A 1,638-nucleotide genomic window follows, 5' to 3' on the forward strand; every position below is an offset into this window, starting at 1 on the left:
ACGGTGGGGTCCGCCAGCTCCGGATAACGTGCGCCGATCTCGTCGGTATGCAGGACGCCGGTGATCCCGTCGACGTCCTCGGCGACGCCTCTGCCGACGAAGTCGCGAATGCGCAGCAAAGCCGCTTCATCCGGCAACTGGCCGTGACGCATCATGCGGTTGCCCGCGAAGATGGCGATGCCATCGGCGTCGACCACTTCGAGCAGTTCAGGCGCGAGCGACGCCAGCAGTTCCGGATCGATACGATCGCTCTCGTTGAACGCGGTAATCAGCTTTTCGCGGACGGTGAGCAGGACGCTTTCGCTTTCGATCTTCGCCAGTTCCTCGATCGCCGACACGCGCGAGGCAAACGCGCGTGCCACCGCGTCGGTCACTTCACGCATGCGGTGATCGGCGAAAAGCGGGCTGTAGTGGTGACAGGAGATCAGGCCCCACAGCTTGCCGTTGGTGATGATCGACGCCACGAGCGTACCGGTGACCCCCATGTTGCCGAGGTATTCGAGATGCACCGGCGACACGCTGCGCAGTGAGACATCGCTGAGGTCGGTGGCGGCCGCGGTCTCCGGATCGTAGGCCGGAAGGATGTGCGCGGGGACATAGCGGCAATCGCTGATCTGACGCACGCGGTTGCGCAGGTAGAGTGCCCGCGCCTGCGCGGGGATATCCGTGGCGGGGTAGTGCAGGCCGAGGTAGGCCTCGAGGTCTTCCTTGCGCGCTTCGGCCACGACTTCGCCGTGCCAGTCGTGATCGAAGCGATAGACCATGACGCGGTCGTAGCCAAGCAGGTTGCGTACGGTGCGTGCGACGCGCGCGGCGGCGCGCTCCACGGTGGCGTCGAGCTCCAGCTTGTGCGTGAGGTCGTAGCCCACGCGGAACGGTTCGTCTTCGAAGGCACGCTCGCGCGGCTCGATCTCGATCATCCAGCGCGTGTCGTAGGCGTGCACCGAGGCGTACCACGCGGCCGGTATCGTTGCGTTGGGGAAAGCCACGGGCACCCACGCGCTATGGGCCGGGCGTTCGTCATCCTCGAACAGATCTGCCGGAAGCGATATGACTTCGTCCAGCGGAGCGTCCAGTACGGTTGCCGGTTCGACCCCGAGTACACGGGCTGCGTTCTCGCTCACCTGCAGGATGGTCCGTGTGCGCGCGTCCACCACGACCAGGACGCCGTGAGGCTGGATCGATCCGGGAATATGGATGGGTTCGCGGTCGCAGGCGGTCAGATCGGGCAGGTCAGTCATGGGCGGCAGGATCCTTCAGCGTCTGTTGAAAGCGCGCGAACATGCGCTGCGCGGCGTCGATGGCGGCGTCCTGGGAGGCCTCGTCGGGGAGTGCGTGGTCGAGGAGGGACTGGAAGCGTCGCCAGCTGGCCGGGGCGTTTTCACCGACGGCATAGAAGGTGTGCGATAGCTGGGGGTAGAGCTCGCGAAGGCGGCGGACGATCACACGGCCGCCGAGAGCGGAGCCTTCGATGACGTAGAGTTCGCCCCAGTGGGCGGCGTGGTCATGCACCGCACCCCGTTCGGTGGCCGCAAGGCCGCGCTCGGTAGGAGCCGATTTATCGGCGATAGGCGTCGCAGCGGGGTAGGTGGCGTTATCGCGCGCCGTATCGCCGATGAATCGGCTCCTACACAGATC

The 1,638-nt window shown here is 65.8% G+C and carries 2 protein-coding genes; both read right to left on the reverse strand.

All coding sequences use genetic code 11. The features are described from left to right. On the reverse strand, positions 1 to 1,241 hold a 1,241-nt coding region (locus AC1DT2_RS22715; RefSeq protein WP_477298919.1), incomplete at its 3' end, for a GAF domain-containing protein. Further along, positions 1,234 to 1,638: biliverdin-producing heme oxygenase (locus tag AC1DT2_RS22720; RefSeq protein ID WP_477298921.1), on the reverse strand; the 405-nt coding region annotated here is incomplete at its 5' end. The genes AC1DT2_RS22720 and AC1DT2_RS22715, both read right to left, overlap by 8 nt.

The organism is Luteibacter sp. P4_E6 (genome assembly GCF_056401535.1).